This window comes from Vibrio sp. 1CM23M, from assembly GCF_023161755.1.
Taxonomy (GTDB): Bacteria; Pseudomonadota; Gammaproteobacteria; order Enterobacterales; family Vibrionaceae; genus Vibrio; species Vibrio coralliirubri.
Window position 1 is genome coordinate 16,108 of the sequence record NZ_JALNTR010000004.1, and the last position, 19,228, is coordinate 35,335.

Consider the following 19,228-nt stretch of genomic DNA (forward strand, 5'->3'; position numbering starts at 1 on the left):
AATTTGATTGCAAACCTTCAAAATTTAACATTAACTTAACAAATAACTGAAGTTGAGCCTTAGATAATTGTAAAATAATTGTTAACTGCTCGATTAAGAAAGACACCTCACATTTCTTCTTAGCCTTGCATTTATAAGGTTTTAACCAAACTTTTCAGCGCCACTATACGGCTGGCAACATTCTAATACAATTGATGTAACAAATAATGCTACACAGACCAGATTTTTAACGAATTTAATGTAAAAAACACTAACAAGTGCACACAAAGCTTCAGAAAAATTGACTTTCCCACGTAAGACCAGTAAAAAAATGGCACATAAACATCCTGGACGGATTAAATAATAAACAAAGGAGATTGTTATGGCGGATAAGAAAGCTACCCTTCACATTGAAGGTCAAGCGCCAATCGAGCTGCCGATTACAGAAGGTGTACTTGGTACTCCAGTGATCGATGTTCGTACACTAGGTTCTAATGGTTTTTTCACTTTTGACCCTGGTTTTCTTGCCACTGCATCCTGTGAGTCTCAAATCACTTTTATTGACGGTGGAAAAGGTATCCTTTTACATCGTGGTTATCCAATTGACCAACTTGCCAATAACGCTGATTACTTAGAAGTATGTTACATACTTCTTTACGGTGAAGCCCCATCTCGAGCTGAGTACGAAAAGTTCAAGACTACCGTGACACGTCACACTATGGTGCATGAGCAAATCGCTAGTTTCTTCCACGGCTTCCGTCGTGACGCTCACCCTATGGCTGTAATGTGTGGTGTTGTAGGCGCTTTAGCGGCGTTCTACCACGACTCACTTGATATCAACAACGATACACACCGTGAAATTGCGGCATACCGCCTGATTTCAAAAATGCCAACACTGGCTGCAATGTGTTACAAATATTCAATCGGTCAGCCGTTTATCTACCCACGTAACGACCTAGGCTACGCAGAAAACTTCTTACACATGATGTTTGCAAACCCATGTGAAGAGTATGAAGTGAACCCTATCGTTGCTCGTGCAATGGATAAAATCTTTACTCTACACGCTGACCACGAACAGAACGCTTCTACGTCTACAGTGCGTCTTGCTGGTTCATCTGGTGCTAACCCGTTTGCGTGTATCGCAGCAGGTATCGCATCACTTTGGGGCCCAGCTCACGGCGGTGCAAACGAAGCTTGTCTGCGCATGCTTGAAGAGATCGGTAGCGTAGATAACATTGAAGAATACGTTGCGAAAGCAAAAGACAAAGATGACCCATTCCGTTTGATGGGCTTCGGTCACCGTGTTTACAAGAACTACGATCCACGTGCAACAGTAATGCGCGAAGCGTGTCACGAAGTACTTAAAGAGCTAAACATCCAAGATCCACTACTAGACGTAGCAATGGAACTTGAGCGTATCGCTCTTTCTGATGAGTACTTTGTTTCTAAGAAGCTATACCCGAACGTAGATTTCTACTCAGGTATCATTCTGAAAGCAATCGGTATTCCAGTATCTATGTTTACAGTAATCTTCGCGATGTCTCGTACCATCGGTTGGATTGCTCACTGGAACGAAATGCACAGCGATCCGACGAACCGTATTGGTCGTCCTCGTCAGCTGTATACTGGTGAAGAACAACGTGACTTTAAAGCACTTCACGAACGTGAATAGTTGCAATAAATCATAATGTTAAAAGGGGTTGATGTGAGAACATCAACCCCTTTTCTTTTATATGCCCTTAACTCCGTCATCCTCAAGAGTGAGGGACGAGCGAGTTGGGGATCTCATTAATTGCATCGACAAGCTTTCAGGGATTCCCTACTCTTTCCTCCGTCAGTCTAGGAAATGACGAATTACTTATGAACTCTCTAAGTAGAGTCCATTAGAGCTCTAATTAGCCCGCCTCATCAAAGGATACAAATTTATAGTTACTCGTCATCCCCAAGAGCGAGGGACGAGTGAGTTGGGGATCTTCTTAAGCGAGCAGATCAACTATACAGGTTACCTGCTCAATTCTAGAAAATGATGCATACTCTCGACTCGTATCCCTTATCTGGCATCTGTTCTTATACCGGATTATCGATATCAATAAACTCAACATCCAAACCATGCTCTTTCGCTAACCATTCACCTAGCGCTTTTACACCGTATCGCTCAGTCGCATGGTGGCCAGCAGCAAAATAATGAATGTCTTGCTCACGTGCTGAGTAAGTAGTGCGTTCTGAAATTTCACCAGAGATAAATGCATCAATACCTTGAGAAGCCGCTAACTCAATGTAATCTTGGCCGCCACCGGTACACCAACCGACAGTCGTAATCATTTTGTCTTGGTTTTCTGGAGCGATATGCAGTGGTTTACGATTCAGAACTTGATCGATTTTTGCTGCAAATTCAGTACCTGTCATTGGCGCTTTTAATTTACCAAACATAGCAACCGATTGTGGGTGCCCTTCCAAACCGCCTTCGACTTCTATCTCAAGTAACTCTGCCAATTTTGCGTTGTTGCCAAGTTCAGGGTGGATATCAAGCGGTAAGTGATAACCTAAAAGATTGATGTCATTTTTAATCAGGGTACGAATGCGCTTGCCCTTCATGCCACGAATGGCTTCTGACTCGCCTTTCCAGAAAAAACCATGATGGACTAACAAAGCGTCTGCGTTCAGTTCCACCGCTTTATCAATCAAGGCTTGAGAAGCTGTCACACCAGTAACGATTCGCTTCACTTCTGTTGCACCTTCAACTTGAAGACCATTAGGACAGTAATCTTTAATCTGCTGTGGCTGCAGTTTTTCGTTAAGTAGCTTTTCTAATTGTAAGTTATTCATTTTTCTTTCCAGCTTACCTTTATAATAACGTCGTTATATCAATTTACGGGTAGAATGTCGAAAGCCCCACGATGAGTTTATGAGGAAGAGATGACAGCACTGCAACGTTTTTACCAATGGGTCATCGACTCACCACCATTACTAGAAATCAAACCTCCGATTTCGGATCTCAGTGCATTCTCTAGCCACCATGCCATCAACTCATCACATACTTATGATGGTAATCCTAGATTAGGTTTCCTCTACCAATATCTATGCGAACAAGTGATCGCTGCCTCACCGAATTACTCGATAAAGCACGACGAGATTCAGATCAATGTGGAAGGCAGAACTCTTGGTGCAATCGACTTTATTCTTGAAGAAGAAAGCGGCCAAAAGCTGGAACATTGGGAAGTGGCGATTAAATTTTATCTACTCCATGAACAAACATGGTTTGGCCCCAACTCTCACGACCAATTAGATAAGAAACTCGACAGGATGCTCAGCCACCAACTCGAAATGTCCTCTTCTGCCGCCTTTGTTGAGCAATATCCAGAAATCGATGTCGACTCAAAGCACTTACTGATGCAAGGCCGTCTATATACCAACCCATTCTTAGAGCAAAACGTACCGACAAAATGCTTGGGCTATGACATCAACTCGAGCCAAGTTAACGGCTTTTGGTGCTATCAAGACCAAGCTCATCTAATCACTGAAGCGCTCTACCCTCTCACCAAAGAGCAATGGGCAGCTGGTACGGATGATTTCAGCAGTCAGCCTATCACCGAGTTCGGTGATCGCTTCGTCCATGGGCAAACAAAGTCGGGGCAATTCTGGTTTGTGATGCCGCAAAGCTGGCCACACGGTTAGTCGTCTGAGCTAACTCAGTTACCTTTCCCAATTATACGAAACCAACACAAATAAAAAGGGTTGATGCTTTCACATCAACCCTTCTTCTATTTACGTAGCAACTCTAGTAATCGAGATTCGATTATAGGCCAGCGGCTGCAAATACTTGGTTAACAATCTCTTGAGCTTCTGCTTCGATTGCTTTCAGGTGCTCTTCACCCTTAAAGCTTTCACAGTAGATCTTGTAGATGTCTTCAGTGCCTGATGGACGAGCAGCAAACCAGCCGTTCTCAGTTGTCACTTTCAAGCCACCAATCGCAGCACCGTTACCTGGAGCGTGTGTTAAGCGTGCAGTAATTGCATCACCAGCCAGCGTCTCAGCAGAAACCATCTCTGGAGATAGTTTCTTCAGCACGTCTTTTTGTGCGCCATTTGCTACCGCTTGAATACGGTTGTACTTAGATTCACCGTGTTTAGCGGCAAGCTCTTCGTAGTATTCTTGTGGGTTCTTACCCGTCACAGCAGTGATCTCAGCCGCAAGTAGGCAAAGAATCAGGCCATCTTTATCTGTTGACCAAGGCGTACCGTCTTTACGTAGGAAAGAAGCACCTGCACTCTCTTCACCACCAAAACCAAACTGGCCGTTGTATAGACCATCAACGAACCATTTGAAACCAACTGGCACTTCACAAAGTTCGCGACCTAAGTCAGCAACAACACGGTCAATTAATGCGCTTGATACCAGTGTCTTACCAACAGCAACGTCTTTACCCCAACCTTCACGGTTACGGTATAGGTAATCAATACAAACCGCTAAGAAGTGGTTTGGATTCATCAAACCTTTAGGTGTCACGATACCGTGGCGATCGTAATCTGGGTCGTTACCAAACGCTAGAGCGTACTCGTCTTTAAGCGCCAGTAAGCCTGCCATTGCGTATGGAGAAGAACAGTCCATACGAACCACGCCATCTTTATCTAGAGACATGAATTGGAATGAAGGGTCAACCGCTTCACTTACCAGAGTCAGATCTAGATTGTACGCTTTACCAATTTGACGCCAGTAATCAATACCGCTGCCACCCAGTGGATCAACACCAATCTTGATGTTTGCTTTCTGGATCGCTTCCATATCCACAACGTTAACCAAATCAGCAACGTATGGCGCAACCAGGTCCACTTCTTTTACTAGCTCAGACTGTTTAGCCTGTGCGATCGGCGTACGCTTAACACCTTGCATTTGCTCAGCAATGATCACGTTCGCACGGTCTTCAATCGCTTGAGTCAGTTCAGCTTCAGCTGGGCCACCGTGTGTCGGGTTGTATTTAATACCGCCGTCTTGAGGTGGATTATGTGAAGGCGTGATAACAATGCCATCGGCTTTTTTGTCATTCACTAAGTTATGCGTAAGAATCGCGTGCGAGATACCAGGTGTTGGAGTAAAGCCGTTGTTTTCTTGAATAATAACTTCAACACCGTTCGCTACAAGCACTTCGATAACCGTAGAGAACGCAGGCTCAGATAGAGCGTGTGTATCTTTACCTAAGAAAAGAGGGCCAGTTGTACCTTGCTCGGCACGAACTTCAGCAACCGCTTGTGCAATTGCTAGAATGTGATTTTCGTTAAATGTTGATTTGTCTGCTGTACCGCGGTGACCTGAAGTACCGAAAAGTACTTTATGATCTGGGTTCGTAGCATCCGGTTGCTGTAAGAAATAGTTAGCAACTAAAGCCGGGATATTATGAAGATCTTCCTGCTGAGCTTTCTGCCCAGCACGAGGGTGCATAGCCATTTTTCGACATCCTTATATATAAAATTTAAAAACAAAAAAACCTCATAATATCTTCTTATCCATGGATATTATGAGGTTTAAATCAGATTTCGTTAAATTGAACCTGTTACTTTTTCTATCAATTCTGCTTGGAAACTCATGCGGCTCATAAGCTGCTCAACCATCTGTCTTTTTCGGCTTGTATTGTTATTAGTAATAACCCAAAAAGGACTTTGTGGAATAGCTTTAGGCTTAGTTGTGTTGCCGTTTGCTAGCAACGTCGCTTCGTTATCTGCAAAGTAAACGCGCTTACGGCCTTTTACTTGAGTTGCTTCTGAAAAGCTTAAAGGGTCGATTTTATGCAGTGTTGATAACACAAGCATGAAACGATCAATGGCTTTCTTTAGTGATGCAAACTCATCTGATATTAGTAGTGAGCGCATTTCTTTAACGCCATCGAACTTCTCTGGAGTAAAGCCTACCTCTTTGCTAACAACGATACCTTTTGGCTCAACGATCTCTTCGATCGGAGCCATGCCTTGGCTATCAACCTGTAACAAGCGGCGCAGAATATCTGAAGCGCTTTCGCCAATACGTTCTGTCTGACCCGCAATAAAACGGTATAGGTCCTCATCAACCTCAATTGTTTTCATTCGCTTTTCACAATCTCAATGTTTAAACTCTGGGGGATTATAGCGAGATCCGCGCGGATACTCTACGTCAAACCCACCATGAATAAGATAAAAATGTCAGTACAGCTCAACTATAAAATTGAAGGTGAGGGTCACACCATTGTTTTGATCCATGGATTATTCGGTAATCTGGACAACCTTGGCTTGCTCGCTAGGGATCTAAAAGCCGATCATCAGGTACTTAGTATCGATCTCCGCAACCACGGTCAATCCTTCCATAGTGACACTCATAACTATCAAGCGATGGCACAAGACGTGGCTCAACTGCTGCATGATCTTAAGTTAGAAGACGTCACAGTGATTGGTCACTCGATGGGTGGCAAAGTAGCGATGGCACTGACACAGCATCTTGCACTGCATAAATTGATTGTCTTGGATATGGCGCCAGTCGCGTACACTCAAAGTCGCCACGACAACGTATTCGCAGGCCTACAAGCCGTGATAGAAGAAAAACCGACTTCACGCTCAGACGCACTCAAGATTCTCGCAAAACATATCGAGATCGATGGCGTTCGCCAGTTTTTAACCAAATCTTTGTTCAAAACAGAGCAAGGCATTATGGAGTGGCGCTTCAATGTTGCTTCGTTATTGAGCAACTACCCACATATTATTGGTTGGGAACCGATCGAGAAAACCTCGGTCAAAACCTTGCTCATTAAAGGTGGGGATTCAGATTACCTCACCGCAGAACATCAAGCAGCCGTTCAGCAGCAATTTTCTAACGCAAAAGCGCATGTCATTGCCAACACAGGTCACTGGCTGCATGCTGAAAAACCAGCAGAAGTACTTAGAGCAATTAGAAAATTCATCGCTTAACTGCGCTTTTTCGTGCAGATAAATGAGAGCTGTGTAATTACTGCAGATTAACTTTATCTCACAACAGTGATATAGTGCGCCCAAGCAAAATTGGTATATAAGGTTCCCATGCTTTACGACTACATGAACATCATCGAATCTGTTGGTTTAGATCTCCTGTTTGCCGCGATTTTCTTTTTAATCGGTATGGCAATTAAGGACGTTCTCAAGCAGGGAAATGTTCCTCCATTTGGTCGTCGCATCGTATGGTTAGTACTTTTCCTTGGCTGTGCGGGTTTTATCGCCAAAGGGATAATCCAACTAAGCTGGGAAGGAACTGGGATCTAACGATTCTCTTCCGAACTTTATTACACCGACAACAGACAAAATGAAAGGTAATGATTCTATGGCAAGTGTAGGTCTCTTCTTTGGTAGCGATACAGGTAACACTGAAGCTGTTGCTAAGATGATTCAAAAGCAATTGAGCAAACAGCTCGTTCACGTTCAAGACATTGCAAAAAGCAGCAAAGAAGATATCGATAACTTCGATCTACTGCTGCTTGGTATCCCTACGTGGTACTACGGCGAAGCACAATGTGATTGGGATGACTTTTTCCCAGAGCTAGAAGCTATTGATTTCTCAACTAAGCTTGTTGCTATCTTTGGTTGTGGCGACCAAGAAGATTACGCAGAATACTTCTGTGATGCTATGGGTACTATCCGTGACATCGTTGAAGCGAAAGGCGGTACTATCCTAGGTCACACATCAACTGAAGGCTACGAATTCGAAGCATCGAAAGGTTTAGTTGAAGGCGATGACAGCCAATTCGTTGGTCTATGTATCGATGAAGACCGTCAACCTGAGCTAACTGATGAGCGCGTATCTAACTGGGTTAAACAAATCCACGAAGAGATGTGCCTAGCAGAGCTAGAAGACTAATTCTCTAGTGGTTGTTAATTGTTACAATTAATAACCATTATGTAGATATGAAAAAACCTCCTTATAGGAGGTTTTTTGCTATTTAAAATCTATTAATTAGCACTCAGCTTCTAGTGCTTCATCGTCATCTCTAAATTGCGGCTTCTTTCTTACATAGAGGGTGCGTTGAATTTCTGAAACCACATTACCCTGCTTATCTTTCACGTGAATAATAAATTCGGGGAAACACTTTTCACCGAGCTGTGTCTGACGATAGATATCATCAAGCTGCCCTTGGCTTATCTCAAAATCTGCATACAAGTCCGATTGCCCCGGCTTGATGAAGTTAATGCTCGCTTCTTTATCCCAAACATAATATCGCTCACCTAAAATTCCCATTAACATCAATGAGTAAACGGGATCGGTAAGAGAAAAGATACTGCCGCCATATTGAGTACGATTGGCGTTCTTATTCCACCAGCGTAGCTTAAGTACTGTCTTAACAACTCTAAAGTCAGCGCTAATGTGGGCTATTCGAATACCCGCTCCCCAAAAGGGAGGCCAAATATTAAGAGCAAATTTTACAATGTTGGGTTTATATATTTTTGCGAGTTGCTTATTCATAACAACATTCCATGTTCATATCAGAAACACCGTCACCTTGACTGGTCGTACCTCCACTATAAGTGAGATACTTCCAATTTACAAAACAGATTGTGATGTCAGTAAGTAACCCTTTGAAGTTCGTGGTTTATTGTTATGCCTGACTAAACTATAATGGTATTAATATTGAATTCTGTTAATTGCTGCAGATCATCAACAGGAAAGTATATGTCAGACAATAATCAAGCGCTAAAAGATGCAGGTCTTAAAGTGACCCTTCCACGGCTCAAAATTTTAGAAGTATTACAACAGCCAGACTGCCAACATATTAGTGCTGAAGATTTATATAAGAAGCTGATCGACCTAGGTGAAGAAATCGGTCTTGCAACCGTTTATCGAGTACTTAACCAATTCGATGACGCTGGCATTGTAACTCGTCACCACTTCGAAGGCGGCAAGTCTGTATTTGAACTTTCTACACAGCACCACCACGACCACCTTGTATGTTTAGATTGTGGCGAAGTGATCGAATTCTCTGATGACATCATCGAAGAAAGACAGAAAGAGATTGCTCAGCGTTACAACGTGCAACTAACAAACCACAGTTTGTACTTGTACGGCAAAAGCATTAGCGGAGATTGCAAAGGCAATCCAGACGCGCATAAAGCGAAGAAGTAATACAGAACGCTGGCTTAGGCCGGCGTTTTTTATATGGCCCTACATAAGTACGATCTCCAATATTTATCCCATATTATTCAGACACAAAAAAACCGGCTCTAAGCCGGTTTTTTATTGGGTCGTTTTTAACAAACTAAATACTCAAGCATTAAGCTTCAGTTTTACCCCAAGTATCACGTAGACCAACCGTACGGTTGAAGACTAGTGCATCTGCTTTAGAGTCTTTCGAATCCACACAGAAGTAGCCTGTACGTTCAAACTGGTACGCTTGCTCTGCCACACCTTCTGCTAGGCTAGGTTCAACAAAACCATTTAGCGTAACAAGTGATTCAGGGTTTAGCGTTGCAGCGAAGTCATCAGCAGCGGCTGGGTTTGGCACTGTGAATAGACGATCGTACAAACGAATCTCAGCAGGCAGCGCTTTATCAGCAGATACCCAGTGGATAACGCCTTTCACTTTGCGGCCATCTGCAGGGTTCTTACCCAATGTTTCATTGTCGTAAGAGCAGAAGATAGTCGTAATGTTGCCTTCTGCATCTTTTTCGATACGTTCGGCTTTGATCACATAAGCGCCACGTAGACGAACTTCTTTACCTAGAACCAAACGCTTGTACTTTTTGTTTGCTTCTTCACGGAAGTCATCACGCTCAATCCAAACTTCACGTGTAAATGGTACTTCACGAGTACCCATTTCTGGCTTGTTTGGGTGATTCGCAACCGTTAGCGTTTCTACTGTATCTGCTTCGTAGTTTTCGATAACGATCTTAACTGGATCCAGAACAGCCATTGCACGAGGTGCATTTTCGTTCAGATCATCACGGATGCAAGATTCAAGTGAACCGAACTCAATCATGTTCTCTTGCTTAGTCACACCAATACGCTTACAGAATTCACGAATCGAGCTTGAAGTAAAACCACGACGACGTAGGCCAGAAATAGTAGGCATACGTGGGTCATCCCAACCTTGAACTAGGTTTTCAACCACAAGTTGGTTCAGCTTACGCTTAGACATCACTGTGTATTCAAGATTCAGGCGGCTAAACTCGTACTGACGAGGTTGGCAGTCAATCGTGATGTTATCTAGAACCCAATCGTACAAACGACGGTTGTCTTGGAATTCAAGCGTACAGATAGAGTGCGTAATACCTTCCAGCGCATCAGAGATACAGTGAGTAAAGTCGTACATTGGGTAAATGCACCACTTGTCAGCCGTTTGATGGTGGTGAGCAAAACGAACACGGTAGATAACAGGATCGCGCATAACCATGAACGAAGAGCTCATGTCGATCTTAGCACGTAGACACGCTTTACCTTCTTCGAAGCCACCGTCACGCATTTTTTCAAACAACGCTAGGTTCTCTTCAGGGCTGCGGTCACGGTATGGGCTCGCTTTACCTGGCTCTTTTAGCGTGCCACGGTACTCACGGATTTGATCAGGACTTAGCTCGTCAACATACGCTAAGCCTTTATTAATTAATTCCACAGCATAAGCGTAAAGCGTATCGAAGTAGTTTGATGAGTAACAAATATCACCAGACCATTCGAAGCCTAACCAGCTTACATCATTCTTAATTGACTCAACGTATTCAACGTCTTCTTTTTCAGGGTTTGTATCATCGAAACGAAGATTACATTGTCCCTGGTAGTCCTGAGCAATACCAAAGTTCAAGCAAATAGATTTAGCGTGACCAATGTGCAGGTAGCCATTTGGCTCCGGCGGGAAACGAGTATGCACGCTACTGTGTGTACCATCCGCTAAATCTTTATCAATAATTTGGCGAATGAAATTCGATGGACGAGCCTCAGCTTCACTCATCTATAGCACCTCTATGTATTTAGTATTGTCAGAGAAAGTTATCTTTCGTCTCCAAGAAAACGGTCGCTTATAGCGCCAGTCAAAGATAGAAAGATCATTGTTGCTAATCATCCACAATTCTTAGCCTTTGCACAATAAGAACCGTCCGTTAATTGCGATTATTTCTACTATTCGATGAAGAATAGAACGAACCGTGTTCGCTGGTCTTAAACTGCAGACACAAAAAAGCCTCCCATGTGGGAGGCTTTCAATTTGACACTTACTTAAGAGTAACTTTACATCTTAATTAAGTACTTCCCTTACTATGGAAGTTTTACATCAGATAGGTCTTCACCTGCACCGATAGCTTTCATTTCGCCAGCTACGATTTCAGCTAGTGGGCCTAGGATAACCTGTAGGTTGTTTTCACCTAGTTTAACCACACCTTTAGCACCTAGTTTCTTAAGAACAACTTCATCTGCAACAGAGCGGTCTTTAAGAGTTAGACGTAGACGAGTGATACAAGCGTCGATTGAAGTTAGGTTGTCGTGACCACCTAGAGCTTTCAGGTATTGACGTGCAAGGTCGCCCTTTGGTGCGTCGCCAGCAGGAGCAGCAACAGCTTCGTCATCATCTTCACGACCTGGCGATTTCAAGTTGAAAGCGCGGATTGCGAAAGAGAAAGTGAAGAAGTATAGAGCACCGAAGCCAAGACCGATTAGTAGTAGTACGAATGGTTTAGTTGCTAGACCCCAGTTCAATACGAAGTCGATAAGACCAGCAGAGAAACCGAAACCGTGCAGAGTACCAAACATGTTAGCAACTACTAGAGACAGACCTGTAAATACAGCGTGCATTGCGTATAGAGCAGGAGCTAGGAATACGAACATGAATTCTAGCGGCTCTGTGATGCCTGTTAGGAATGAACAGAATGCAACTGAGAATAGTGCGCCACCAACTTGGCTACGTTTTTCAGCAGGAGCAGCTAGGTACATTGCAAGTGCAGCACCTGGTAGACCGAACATCATTACTGGGAAGAAACCGTTCATGAATACGCCAGCGCCTTTATCGCCGCCGAAGAAACGGTGTAGGTCGCCAGATTTAACAGTTTCAGTCACTTCTTTAACTACAGTAGTGATTTCTGGAGTTACAGAGTTCGCGAATGTGAATGTGTGCTCTTGGCCAACAACTAGAGTTTTAGCAAGTGCTGGGTCAACACAAAGTTGAGTGATGTTAGCGAATGCGCCTTGACCAGCAACGATGATTTCTTGACATGTACCCATACCGAACCAGAAGTATGAGTTCAATACGTGGTGTAGACCTACAGGGATAAGTGCACGGTTAAGAGTACCGTAAACGAATTGGCCGATAGCGCCAGACGTTGATACTGCATGAGCAAGTGCGTCTAGACCAGATTGAACACCAGGCCATACCACACCAGACACAGCACCTGCAACAAGTGCAAATAGACCGGCCATGATAGGTACTAAACGTTTACCCGCGAAGAAAGCCAGCCATTCTGGAAGGCGTGTCGCGTGGAAAGCGTTGTAAGAGTGACCTGCGATGATACCTGCGAAGATACCGCCGAAGAATGACATGTTAACGTCTGCGTTAATTGTCGTTGCTGTAGCAGTTAGTACGAAGTAAGCAACTGCACCAGCAAGACCCGCTGCGCCGTTACCGTCTTTAGAAAGACCAATCGCGATACCTAGACCAAAGAGCAATGGTAGGTTACCGAAGATAGCACCACCAGCTTGCGCCATGAATGGAATATCAAGTAGATCGCCTTGACCTAAACGTAAAAGAAGCGCCGCAATCGGAAGCGTTGCGATTGGTAGCATTAACGCCTTACCAAGCTTCTGTGCATATCCTAGAATATTCACCAGTTGTTTCCCCCTATAGGATTTTTTAGAATTCGTTTGAGAAACTTATTTTAGTCGCTCAATTTAGTCCTATTCAGTGTATTCAATTAATTTTGCTCCGCAAATTAAAACCTTACCATTTGTGATCCTAATCACCAGTTTTTACCAAATCCAGAGGTTTTTGCTAGCGAGATCATAAAACTTATTTTATCATTCAAAAAAATGAACATTTATGGATAAAATCCAAATCTAATCATTAGGCAAAAAGATGGTATCTCCGGGCTTATAGAGCACCGTGAATAATCATTATTGATGAACCTAAATGTATAATAAAAATCAATTGTTCATATGTTTTTCAACAACTTAAATCGCTTCCCATTTTGAAGCCGTTTGCCCATAAAAGATAAATCGTTACGTAAATGATGCTCGCAAACTAAGTCCACATTTAGGTAACGAACGAATTTAAAAGATCTCACGAAATAAGGATTAGCTGACTATGTACGCGCTAAGTAACTGTAAAATTTACACTGGTAGTGATGTTCTAACCGATCATGCTGTTGTAATCGAAAACGAACTGATCAAAAAAGTCTGTCCTATCTCTGAATTGCCAGAAGGAATCGAGGTTCGCGACCTAGACGGAGCAAACCTAAGCCCAGGTTTCATCGACCTACAACTGAATGGTTGTGGCGGTGTGATGCTTAACGATGAGATCACTGCAGAAACCATGCAGATCATGCACAAAGCAAACCTGAAATCTGGCTGTACTAGCTTCCTGCCAACGCTTATCACGTCTTCAGACGAAGATATGCGTGCGGTTATTGCGGCAGCTCGTGAATACCATAACCAATACCAAAACCAATCTTTAGGTCTGCACCTTGAAGGTCCTTACCTGAACGTTGCGAAAAAAGGCATCCATAGCGTCGATCACATTCGTAAATCTGACAACGAAATGATTGAGCTTATCTGTGAGAACCGTGACCTTGTTGCAAAAGTAACATTGGCTCCAGAACTTAACGACCCTGAACACATCGAACGCCTGCACAAAGCTGGCGTTGTGGTTTCTATCGGCCACACCAACGCAACTTACGCAGAAGCGCGTCAAGGTTTCGAATCTGGTATCACGTTCGCCACTCACCTATTCAACGCAATGACGCCGATGGTTGGTCGTGAGCCTGGCGTTGTTGGTGCGATTTACGATACTCCTGAGGTTTATGCGGGCATTATTGCCGACGGCTTCCACGTTGATTACGCAAACATCAGAATTGCGCATAAAATCAAGGGAGAAAAGTTGGTATTAGTGACGGATGCCACAGCTCCTGCAGGTGCTGACATGGAATACTTTATTTTTGTCGGTAAGAAAGTATATTACCGTGATGGTAAGTGTGTTGATGAAAACGGCACACTGGGCGGCTCAGCTCTGACTATGATTGAAGCAGTTCAGAATACAGTTGAGCACGCTGGTATCGCTTTAGACGAAGCTCTTCGCATGGCTACGCTATACCCAGCTGCGGCTATCGGTGTAGAAAGCAAGCTAGGTCGAATCAAAAAAGGCATGGTTGCAAACCTAGCTGTATTTGACCGAGACTTTAACGTTAAAGCGACTGTTGTTAACGGACAATACGAGCACAATTAAGTATGAATGGCGGACAAATAGGTAACGTAGACTTAGTTAAACAACTAAACAGTGCGGCAGTATACCGACTTATAGACCAACAAGGGCCTATCAGTCGTATACAAGTGGCTGATGTAAGCCAACTCGCACCGGCAAGTGTTACAAAAATTACCCGCCAACTTTTAGAGCGCGGCCTAATTAAAGAGGTTGCGCAGCAAGCGTCTACTGGCGGTAGACGCGCTATCTCCCTAACCACAGAAGTAGAACCTTTTCATTCTGTCGCTGTGCGCCTAGGTCGAGACTACATTCAAATAAGCCTGCATGACCTTGGTGGTCGTGAATTGGCTTTCCAACAGCAAGACCTGAATTATTCAGACCAATCAGACCTTACCCAAGGCTTGGTCAATAACCTCAAAGCTTTCATTGCTGAGCATCAGCCAAAGATCGACCAACTGATTGCTATTGGTGTCACGCTTCCAGGCTTAGTTAATCCAACGACCGGTGTTGTTGAGTACATGCCGAATACCGACATCGATAACCTCGCATTAAGCGACATTATTCGCGATACATTCCATGTTGCTTGTTTTGTTGGTAATGACGTTCGAGGAATGGCGCTTGCTGAGCACTACTTCGGTGCAAGTAAAGACAGCCAAGATTCTATTTTGGTCAGTGTTCACCGTGGTACAGGTGCAGGTATTATCGTTAATGGTCAGGTGTTCCTAGGTCATAACCGTAATGTGGGTGAAATTGGTCATATCCAAATTGATCCGCTAGGCGAGCAATGCCAATGTGGTAACTTCGGTTGTCTTGAAACCGTAGCGGCAAACCCAGCTATCGTTGAACGCGTGCAGAAGCTGATTAAACAAGGCTATGAGTCTTCTTTAACAGAGCTTGAGCATATTACGATTCAAGATGTTTGTGACCACGCGATTAATGGTGATGAGCTAGCCAAGCAAAGCTTAGTTCGAGTAGGAAACCAGTTAGGTAAGGCTATCGCGATGACGATTAACTTATTTAACCCTCAAAAAGTGATCATTGCTGGTGATATTACCAAGGCACAAGAGATTGTTTTCCCTGCAATTAAGCGCAATGTAGAGAATCAGTCGTTAACGACTTTCCATAGCGGCTTGCCTATTGTAGCATCACAGATCGATAAACATCCTACGATGGGAGCTTTTGCCATGATTAAGCGCGCTATGCTCAACGGCGTGTTACTGCAGAAGCTTCTCGAAGACTAGAGAAAAACAATTCTGATTTTCCGCGGGCCGTGTTTGTATAAACACGGCCCGTTTTTTTAAGCTAGGGAACTACAACAACAAGTTATGGAACTTATATTAATATCCACTGCGTTTATCGCAGGATTTATTGCTTTAAAGTGTCACCTTCCCCCATTAGTTGGTTTTTTGGTTGCAGGCTTTGGGCTTTTTGCCTTTGGCTTTGAAACCAATGACACCATCATTACTTTAGCTGACCTTGGTGTCACGCTGCTTCTATTTACTATCGGCTTAAAGCTCGATATCAAAACTCTACTCTCTAAAGAGATCTGGGCTGGCGCGACAATCCACAACCTTTTATCCACTCTGTTTTTCGCCGTCGCCCTGTTTGGCTTTAAGTTCTTAGGTATTTCATCGCTAACTGCCATGTCGGTAGAACAGATCGTTCTGCTCGGTTTTGCTCTTTCATTCTCTAGTACCGTATTTGCGGTTAAGACTCTGCAAGAGAAAGGCGAAATGAATGCGACCTACGGAACGTTAGCGATTGGTATCTTGGTCATGCAGGATATCTTCGCCGTAGTATTCTTAACGGCTTCTACGGGCAAAATACCTGAGTGGTATGCGATTGCTCTGTTTGCCCTACCCTTATTACGCCCACTGTTCTACAAAGTGCTCGATTGGGTTGGTCACGGTGAGATGCTGGTTCTTTCCGGCATATTCTTCGCATTAGTCGTCGGTGCTGGTTTATTCCATTTGGTTGGTGTGAAACCAGACTTGGGTGCTCTTGTTCTAGGTATGTTACTTGCTGGTCACCCAAAAGCCTCAGAATTATCAAAGTCGCTGTTTAACCTTAAAGAACTTTTCCTTGTCTGTTTCTTCTTGAACATTGGTTTGTCAGAGCAACCAACCATTCAAGGCTTTATGCTCGCAATCTTGTTCTTGCTGATGCTGCCAGTGAAAGGTGTTCTGTACTTCTTGGTACTCAACCGCTTCAAGTTCCGTGTTCGAACGTCTCTACTTGCCTCGCTATCACTGTTTAACTATAGCGAGTTTGGCCTCATCGTTGGTGGTCTCGCCTTCAAGATGGGCTGGATGTCAGGCGACATTTTGGTGGCTGTGGCGATTGCTGTTTCACTGTCGTTCTTAATCGCAGCACCTTTAAACCGAGCTGGTCACAAGCTTTATCAGCAGTCAGGTAAATGGCTAAAAGAGCATGCGTCAGAAAAGCTTCACCGACGTGATAAGCGAATTGACCCAGGTCGTGCACAAGTGCTTATTCTAGGTATGGGCCGAATTGGTACTGGTGCTTATGACGAATTACGCTCTCGCTACGGCAAAGTCAGCCTAGGTGTCGAAGTGCGTGAAGAAGCCGCGCACAACCACAGAAGCCATGGCAGAAACGTGATTTCTGGCGACGCGACTGACCCAGATTTCTGGGAGCGAATTTTAGATACAGCAAACGTAAAATTGGTAATTTTGGCAATGCCTCACCACCAAGGTAATCAAACCGCTTTAGAACAATTAAAGTCACGTAACTTTAAAGGCCAAATTGCCGCGATTGCTGAATATCCCGATCAACTCGAAACACTGAAAGAGAATGGCGTTGATGCGGCATTTAACATTTACAGCGAGGCTGGTAGTGGTTTTGCTCGCCACGTTTGCGAACAGTTAAACCCAAACATCAATAAAATCTAGTATTAGACGGTGTTCAACTAAACCTCTCAAAACTGCCTATTTTTCGCACTTTTGAGAGGTTTTTGTTTAAAAAAACAACCGCAATTAAACATCACACACCAAAAACACGTAAAAATTAGATAATTTCTAACAGAACACCCTTTATATTATTTTTTTGCTCACATCCGGTTGCTTTTTTTAGCCAGAATGGCAAATTGAATGCAGTTGATTTGGAAATTATTTAAAAGGAAGTTCTATGTGTTCAGTATTTGGCATTCTCGACATTAAAAGTGATGCCGCAGCACTTCGCCCTATTGCTTTAGAAATGTCTAAAAAGCTTCGTCACCGTGGTCCAGACTGGTCTGGTATCTATGCGGGTGAAAAAGCAATCCTTGCTCATGAACGTCTTGCTATTGTTGGCTTGAACAGCGGTGCTCAACCACTATACAGCCAAGACAAAAAGCACATTCTTGCAGTAAACGGTGAAATTTATAACCACAAAGAACTTCGCGCACGCTATGAAGATAAGTACCAGTTCCAGACTGATTCTGACTGTGAAGTTATCCTAGCGCTATACCAAGAGATGGGGGCAGACCTTCTAGAAGAGCTTAACGGTATTTTCGCATTCGTTTTATACGACGAAGAGAAAGACGAGTACCTAGTGGGCCGCGACCATATTGGTATTATCCCGCTTTACCAAGGTTACGATGAGCACGGTAACTACTACGTGGCTTCAGAGATGAAAGCATTGGTTGAAGTATGTAAGACGATCAGTGAGTTCCCTCCTGGTAGCTTCTACTCTTCGAAAGATGCAGAACCTCAACGCTACTACATTCGCGATTGGAACGAGTACGCTGCGGTACAAGGCAACAGCACAAGCAAAGAAGAACTGACTGAAGCGCTAGAAGCAGCGGTTAAACGTCAACTAATGACTGACGTTCCTTACGGTGTACTTTTATCTGGTGGCCTTGATTCATCAATTACTTCAGCAGTCGCAAAACGCTTTGCTGCAATGCGTATCGAAGATGATGAGCAATCTGAAGCTTGGTGGCCACAACTGCACTCGTTCGCTGTTGGTCTTGAAGGCGCACCAGACCTTATCGCTGCTCGTGAAGTTGCGGACAAGATCGGAACTGTGCACCATGAGATGACTTACACTATTCAGGAAGGCCTAGACGCAATCCGTGACGTTATCTACCATATCGAAACTTACGATGTAACGACGATTCGTGCATCAACTCCGATGTACTTGCTGGCTCGTAAGATCAAAGCGATGGGCATCAAGATGGTACTTTCAGGTGAAGGTGCTGATGAAATCTTTGGTGGTTACCTGTACTTCCATAAAGCGCCAAACGCGAAAGAGTTCCACGAAGAGACAGTACGTAAACTGCTTGCTCTAAGCATGTTCGACTGTGCTCGTGCAAACAAATCGCTAGCGGCATGGGGTGTTGAAGGCCGTGTACCATTCTTGGATAAAGAGTTCATCGATGTCGCAATGCGTCTGAACCCTGAAGATAAGATGTGCGGTAACGGTAAGATGGAGAAACACATCCTGCGTGAGTGTTTTGAAGACTACCTACCAGATTCAATCGCATGGCGTCAAAAAGAGCAGTTCTCTGATGGTGTTGGCTACGATTGGATTGATACATTGAAAGCAACGGCTGAAGCAAAAGTAACGGATCAACAAATGGAAGCTGCTAAGTTCCGTTTCCCTTACAACACGCCAACAACCAAAGAAGGTTATGCTTACCGTGAAATCTTTGAGGAACTATTCCCTCTAGAATCTGCGGCAGAGTGTGTACCTGGTGGTCCTTCAGTTGCTTGTTCATCAGCGAAAGCGATTGAATGGGATGAGTCATTCAAAAACTGTGTCGACCCATCAGGCCGTGCAGTACAAGCCGTTCACAACGATGCTTACAACGCTTAGAGCGTTTTGAACAAATCCTAAAGACTAAAAAAGGCGCATTATGCGCCTTTTGTTTT

At 43.9% G+C, this 19,228-nt stretch carries 16 protein-coding genes; 10 read left to right on the forward strand and 6 right to left on the reverse strand.

The window, feature by feature from the left end; all coding sequences use genetic code 11:
• The first annotated feature begins 361 nt into the window (after window positions 1-361).
• Complete coding sequence (locus MSG35_RS14300; protein WP_017630646.1) at window positions 362-1,651, forward strand: citrate synthase; 1,290 nt, start codon at window positions 362-364, stop codon at window positions 1,649-1,651.
• 395 nt (window positions 1,652-2,046) lie between these two features.
• Here the strand turns inward: MSG35_RS14300 and MSG35_RS14305 are convergent, their stop codons facing one another.
• The gene (locus MSG35_RS14305; protein WP_048606455.1) at window positions 2,047-2,805 is read right to left on the reverse strand and encodes a Nif3-like dinuclear metal center hexameric protein; all 759 of its coding nucleotides are present in this window, start codon (window positions 2,803-2,805) and stop codon (window positions 2,047-2,049) included.
• A gap of 90 nt (window positions 2,806-2,895) precedes the next feature.
• On the opposite strand from MSG35_RS14305, the gene MSG35_RS14310 reads away from it, so the two are divergent.
• Window positions 2,896-3,654 carry a DUF1853 family protein gene (locus MSG35_RS14310; protein ID WP_248384384.1) on the forward strand — a complete coding sequence of 253 codons (759 nt, stop codon included), beginning with the start codon at window positions 2,896-2,898 and terminating at the stop codon, window positions 3,652-3,654.
• Between the two features lie 121 nt (window positions 3,655-3,775).
• Here the strand turns inward: MSG35_RS14310 and pgm are convergent, their stop codons facing one another.
• Both pgm and seqA read right to left on the reverse strand, forming a co-directional pair.
• A complete protein-coding gene (gene pgm / locus MSG35_RS14315) occupies window positions 3,776-5,422 on the reverse strand; it encodes a phosphoglucomutase (alpha-D-glucose-1,6-bisphosphate-dependent) (protein WP_019820492.1) in 1,647 nt (548 codons plus the stop codon).
• A gap of 92 nt (window positions 5,423-5,514) precedes the next feature.
• Window positions 5,515-6,054 carry a replication initiation negative regulator SeqA gene (seqA, locus tag MSG35_RS14320; protein ID WP_019820493.1) on the reverse strand — a complete coding sequence of 180 codons (540 nt, stop codon included), beginning with the start codon at window positions 6,052-6,054 and terminating at the stop codon, window positions 5,515-5,517.
• A 93-nt stretch (window positions 6,055-6,147) separates the two neighbouring features.
• Here seqA and MSG35_RS14325 point away from each other — a divergent pair, with 93 nt between their 5' ends.
• The 3 genes from MSG35_RS14325 (at window position 6,148) to fldA (ending at window position 7,828) form a co-directional block, all read left to right on the forward strand.
• Entirely contained in the window at window positions 6,148-6,909 is a 762-nt protein-coding gene (locus MSG35_RS14325; protein ID WP_248384522.1) for an alpha/beta fold hydrolase, read from the forward strand.
• A gap of 108 nt (window positions 6,910-7,017) precedes the next feature.
• Window positions 7,018-7,236: a DUF2788 domain-containing protein gene (locus tag MSG35_RS14330; protein ID WP_004737900.1), complete on the forward strand. Its 219-nt coding sequence runs from the start codon at window positions 7,018-7,020 to the stop codon at window positions 7,234-7,236.
• A gap of 58 nt (window positions 7,237-7,294) precedes the next feature.
• Entirely contained in the window at window positions 7,295-7,828 is a 534-nt protein-coding gene (gene fldA, locus MSG35_RS14335; RefSeq protein WP_010436745.1) for a flavodoxin FldA, read from the forward strand.
• A 96-nt stretch (window positions 7,829-7,924) separates the two neighbouring features.
• On the opposite strand, the gene MSG35_RS14340 is transcribed toward fldA, so the two are convergent.
• Window positions 7,925-8,431 carry a DUF4442 domain-containing protein gene (locus tag MSG35_RS14340; protein ID WP_019820496.1) on the reverse strand — a complete coding sequence of 169 codons (507 nt, stop codon included), beginning with the start codon at window positions 8,429-8,431 and terminating at the stop codon, window positions 7,925-7,927.
• Between the two features lie 207 nt (window positions 8,432-8,638).
• On the opposite strand from MSG35_RS14340, the gene fcrX reads away from it, so the two are divergent.
• Entirely contained in the window at window positions 8,639-9,088 is a 450-nt protein-coding gene (gene fcrX, locus MSG35_RS14345; RefSeq protein WP_048606469.1) for a ferric iron uptake transcriptional regulator FcrX, read from the forward strand.
• Between the two features lie 148 nt (window positions 9,089-9,236).
• Here fcrX and glnS read toward each other — a convergent pair whose 3' ends face one another.
• A complete protein-coding gene (gene glnS, locus MSG35_RS14350; protein WP_017063407.1) occupies window positions 9,237-10,904 on the reverse strand; it encodes a glutamine--tRNA ligase in 1,668 nt (555 codons plus the stop codon).
• Between the two features lie 302 nt (window positions 10,905-11,206).
• Window positions 11,207-12,766: an N-acetylglucosamine-specific PTS transporter subunit IIBC gene (nagE, locus tag MSG35_RS14355; RefSeq protein WP_048612171.1), complete on the reverse strand. Its 1,560-nt coding sequence runs from the start codon at window positions 12,764-12,766 to the stop codon at window positions 11,207-11,209.
• A 475-nt stretch (window positions 12,767-13,241) separates the two neighbouring features.
• Between nagE and nagA the strand changes: the two genes are divergently transcribed.
• The 4 genes from nagA to asnB all read left to right on the forward strand — a co-directional run bounded on the left by nagA (window position 13,242) and on the right by asnB (window position 19,172).
• Window positions 13,242-14,378 (forward strand): N-acetylglucosamine-6-phosphate deacetylase, encoded by a 1,137-nt coding sequence (gene nagA, locus MSG35_RS14360; protein WP_050651623.1) that lies wholly within the window; start codon window positions 13,242-13,244, stop codon window positions 14,376-14,378.
• A 2-nt stretch (window positions 14,379-14,380) separates the two neighbouring features.
• Window positions 14,381-15,595: an ROK family protein gene (locus tag MSG35_RS14365; protein WP_017062194.1), complete on the forward strand. Its 1,215-nt coding sequence runs from the start codon at window positions 14,381-14,383 to the stop codon at window positions 15,593-15,595.
• An 84-nt stretch (window positions 15,596-15,679) separates the two neighbouring features.
• Entirely contained in the window at window positions 15,680-17,266 is a 1,587-nt protein-coding gene (locus MSG35_RS14370; RefSeq protein ID WP_248384386.1) for a cation:proton antiporter family protein, read from the forward strand.
• A gap of 235 nt (window positions 17,267-17,501) precedes the next feature.
• Window positions 17,502-19,172 carry an asparagine synthase B gene (gene asnB / locus MSG35_RS14375; RefSeq protein ID WP_017062196.1) on the forward strand — a complete coding sequence of 557 codons (1,671 nt, stop codon included), beginning with the start codon at window positions 17,502-17,504 and terminating at the stop codon, window positions 19,170-19,172.
• Window positions 19,173-19,228: the final 56 nt, after the last annotated feature.